Origin of the sequence: Aeromonas genomosp. paramedia (assembly GCF_023093515.1) — a bacterium.
In the GTDB taxonomy this organism is placed as follows: domain Bacteria; phylum Pseudomonadota; class Gammaproteobacteria; order Enterobacterales; family Aeromonadaceae; genus Aeromonas.
In genome coordinates this window covers 81,417-85,208 of sequence record NZ_JAAROG010000031.1, presented here as the reverse complement: position 1 = coordinate 85,208, position 3,792 = coordinate 81,417, and the positions used below count along the sequence as shown (strand labels likewise).

General features: G+C 61.7%; 2 protein-coding genes and 3 tRNA genes. 4 read left to right on the top strand and 1 reads right to left on the bottom strand.

The window, feature by feature from the left end; genetic code table 11:
• The first annotated feature begins 7 nt into the window (after positions 1-7).
• The 3 genes from HB860_RS21025 to HB860_RS21015 all read left to right on the top strand — a co-directional run bounded on the left by HB860_RS21025 (position 8) and on the right by HB860_RS21015 (position 277).
• Positions 8-83 (top strand) — tRNA-Val (locus tag HB860_RS21025).
• Positions 84-107: 24 nt separating this feature from the next.
• Positions 108-183 (top strand) — tRNA-Lys (locus tag HB860_RS21020).
• Positions 184-201: 18 nt separating this feature from the next.
• Positions 202-277, top strand: a tRNA-Val gene (locus HB860_RS21015).
• A gap of 47 nt (positions 278-324) precedes the next feature.
• Here HB860_RS21015 and HB860_RS21010 read toward each other — a convergent pair.
• Positions 325-2,430: a methyl-accepting chemotaxis protein gene (locus HB860_RS21010; protein WP_247627853.1), complete on the bottom strand. Its 2,106-nt coding sequence runs from the start codon at positions 2,428-2,430 to the stop codon at positions 325-327.
• Between the two features lie 141 nt (positions 2,431-2,571).
• On the opposite strand from HB860_RS21010, the gene nadA reads away from it, so the two are divergent.
• Positions 2,572-3,645 carry a quinolinate synthase NadA gene (nadA, locus tag HB860_RS21005; protein ID WP_247627852.1) on the top strand — a complete coding sequence of 358 codons (1,074 nt, stop codon included), beginning with the start codon at positions 2,572-2,574 and terminating at the stop codon, positions 3,643-3,645.
• The last annotated feature ends 147 nt before the right edge of the window (positions 3,646-3,792 follow it).

The following is a 3,792-nucleotide window of genomic DNA, read 5'->3' as shown; positions in this document are numbered from 1 at the left end:
TATCCCAGGTCGTTTAGCTCAGCTGGGAGAGCACCTCCCTTACAAGGAGGGGGTCACTGGTTCGAGCCCAGTAACGACCACCATGCTTTGAAAAAAATGATACAGATGGGTCGTTAGCTCAGTCGGTAGAGCAGTTGACTTTTAATCAATTGGTCGCTGGTTCGAATCCAGCACGACCCACCATCATTCAGTCTTATCCCAGGTCGTTTAGCTCAGCTGGGAGAGCACCTCCCTTACAAGGAGGGGGTCACTGGTTCGAGCCCAGTAACGACCACCAGATTGAAAAAAAGCCCGCTGCAATGCGGGCTTTTTTGTATTCGCTCGTCAGGTGCGCAGCCGATCGAGTTCGTTGGCCAGCGTGGTTGCCGCCTGCTCCAGCTCCTCGCTCAAGAGGTGGCTGGCACTCGCCTCCTGCCCCAGGGCAGTGGCGGTATCCCCAATGCGCATCAGATTCTGGTTGATGGTATCGCTGACGGCGCTCTGCTGCTCGGCGGCGGTAGCCACCTGGCTGATGTGATCATGGATCTGCTGGATCTGGCTCACCACCTGATTGAGCGCCTCGAAGGCCTGCTCGGTTCCCTCGACCGTGCTGACGGATCGGGTGATGCCCGTATTCATCAGCTGCTGGCTGCTGGTGACCTCGGTTTGCAGACTGCCGATGAGCTGGCCTATCTCGTCGGTGGATGAACGGGTCTTGTTGGCAAGGGCCCTCACCTCGTCCGCCACCACGGCAAAACCCCTGCCCATGTCGCCAGCCCGCGCCGCCTCTATGGCCGCATTGAGTGCCAGCAGGTTGGTCTGCTCGGCGATGGCCCGGATCACGTCGAGAATGTGGCTGATGTTGGTGCTGCGCTGGGCCACCTGCGCCACCGCCTTGTCTGCCTGGTGCATGTCCTCGACCAGGGTGTGGATCTCGCTGCGGGCCTGGCTCAAGGTCTGCTGGGCCCTGTGGATATGGTGGGTGGCCGTTTCCGACTCTTGCGCCGCCTGCTCGGCGTAACCCGCCACGCTGACCGCAGTGGTGCTCATCTCGTGCATGGCACTGACCACGCTCTCCAGCTCCAGACTCTGTTCATCCAGGCTGCTGCGCATGGCATCCGCCGTCTGCTTCATGCCCCTTGCCTGCTGGTGTACCTGCTGGCCAATTCGCTTGCTGCCCTGCACCATGGCCCTCAGTTTGCCGAGGAAGGCATTGAGGTGCCTGCCGAGCTCGATGAGCTCCTGGTGGGTATCTATCTGCATCTGCTGGGTCAGATCCCCCTCATTGCTGGCGAGGTGGGAGACGTGGCGGCTGATGAGGGAGAGGGGGGCCGTGATGGTCTGAATGAACCAGACGAGCAGAGCCAGTGCCACCAGGGTGATGGCGACTATGGCCATCAGCTGCTGTTGCCGGGTGGCTTGCAGCAGGCTGCCAAGCTGGTTGCTGATGGTGTTGGCCTGACTGAGGGCGAGGGCCTTGGGCACCTTGATCATCAGCCACCACTGGCTGTCGGCGGCGTCGATCTTGATGGGTTGCTGCAGGATGAAGTCGCTGTCGCTATCCCTGGGCTTGCCATCTGGCGCCACCAGTCCGGCCTCCGTCAGGGGGCGCCCCAGCTTGTCCGCATGGCGGTTGCTGCCGACGATAAAGCCCATCTTGCTGACCAGGGTCACCTCGGCCTGATTGTCATACAGACTCTTGCCGAGGTGCTCGGCCAGTTGCTGGAAGATGGGCAGGTTCATGTCGACCCCGGCGATCCCGGCAAACTTGCCCCCCTTGAGGATGGGGACCGTCAGGCTGGTCATCAGCATCTGCTTGCCAGGGCTTATCTCGTAGAGGTAGGGCTCCATCAGGCAGGGGCGCAGGCTGTCACGGCCACAGAGATACCACTCGCTGTTGCGAATGCCGAACTCGTTGCGCGAGGTATCGAACTTGGCTTCGCTGGTTGCCGCATCTATCTGCTGCTGCGCAATCTGGCCATTCTGCTCCCGGGTGAAGTACACCTCCAGACTGCCCTTGCCCGCGACCGAGTGTGTTGCCCCCGCCTGCCAGCTGGTATCCTGCCCGTCATAGCCATCGGGTTCGAACTGGGCATAGATGGAGCTGATCCCCTCAGCCTGACGCAGGCGGCTGCCAAGCAGCAGCTCCACCTGCGGGCGGCTCGGCATCAGTTCCGGCTGTGCCATGCCGTCTTCGAGCTGTGCGGCTATCCCCAGCGGTATCTGGTAGGACTGCTGCAACAGGTCGGCGATTTGCACGGCATAGCGCTCGGCCTGGAATTGCAGGGTGCGCGATACCTCCTGCTCCAGGGCGCTGCGAGTCTGGGTCATGATGTCATTGCGCAGGGTGTTCAGGGAGGCAGACTGCATCAGGGTCATGGCGACGCCACTGGCGAGAAAGAGGCCCAGGGTGAGCAGCAGCAACTTGGTTTTGAGCGAGCGTTGTTTCATTCGACAACTCCTTTTGGCAAGAATGACAACGATACATCCGGGCGGGTTCTGACCGTTTTACTGTACTGGATTTGTTGATGGGTTTGTGCGCGGCTTCTGGTTATAATTTTGGCCTTTCCAAGCGTTGATGGAACAGTCGCAATGAGCAATGCACTGAGCAGTGTCCCTCCGGTCATCGAGATGGACTATCCCTTTCCGGTCAAACCGGCTCCCCTGACTGCCGAACAGAAGGCGGCCCTGATCATCGAGATCAAGGCGCTGCTCGAGGCGCGTCAGGCCGTGCTGGTTGCCCACTACTACACGGATCCCGAGATCCAGGCGCTGGCCGAGGCCACCGGCGGTTTCGTCGGCGACTCCCTCGAGATGGCTCGCTTCGGTCGTGATCACGCCGCCCAGACCCTGATCGTGGCCGGTGTGCGCTTCATGGGGGAGACCTCCAAGATCCTGAGCCCCCACAAGCGGGTGCTGATGCCGACCCTGGAGGCGGAGTGCTCCCTGGATCTGGGCTGTCCCATCGACCAGTTCTCCGCCTTCTGCGATGCCCATCCCGACCATATAGTCGTGGTCTATGCCAATACCTCGGCGGCGGTGAAGGCGCGGGCTGACTGGGTGGTCACCTCCAGCATCGCGCTGGAGATAGTCGAGCACCTGGACAGCCAGGGCCACAAGATCATCTGGGGGCCGGACAGACACCTGGGTGCCTACATCGAGAAGAAGACGGGCGCCGAGATGCTGCGCTGGCAGGGCCACTGTATCGTCCACGACGAGTTCAAGGCCAAGGCCCTGCGCGAGCTCAAGGCCCAGAACCCGGATGCGGCCGTGCTGGTGCACCCGGAGTCCCCGGCTTCCGTCATCGAACTGGCGGATGCGGTGGGGTCTACCAGCCAGCTCATCAAGGCGGCCCGCGAGCTGCCCCAGCAGAAGCTGATCGTGGCGACCGACCGCGGCATCTTCTACAAGATGCAGCAGGCCTGCCCGGAGAAGGAGATGGTGGAGGCGCCGACCGGTGGCGATGGTGCCACCTGCCGCAGCTGTGCCCACTGTCCCTGGATGGCGATGAACGGCCTGGTGGCGATCAAGGAAGCGCTGACCGACGGCGCCGAGCGTCACGAGATCCATGTGGATGAGGCGCTGCGCCTGAAGGCCCTGATCCCGCTGGATCGCATGCTGAGCTTCGCTGCCGAGCTCAAGCTCAAGACCCAGGGCAATGCCTGATCTTCTCTGATGACAGGATGCAAAGAGGGCTCCCGCGGGAGCCCTCTTTATTTATCCGTCTGACATATCGTCAGATGATCACGGTAGAGAAGCTGTGCTCCTCGTCCGGTACAACAGTGATGCCGGCGTCGGCGGTGATGGCTGCCT

What these genes read in the sequence shown, in the direction of transcription:
- HB860_RS21010 (WP_247627853.1), bottom strand. Translation starts at nt 2,430, where the DNA reads ATGAAACAACGCTCGCTCAAAACCAAGTTGCTGCTGCTCACCCTGGGC.
- nadA (WP_247627852.1), top strand. Translation starts at nt 2,572, where the DNA reads ATGAGCAATGCACTGAGCAGTGTCCCTCCGGTCATCGAGATGGACTAT.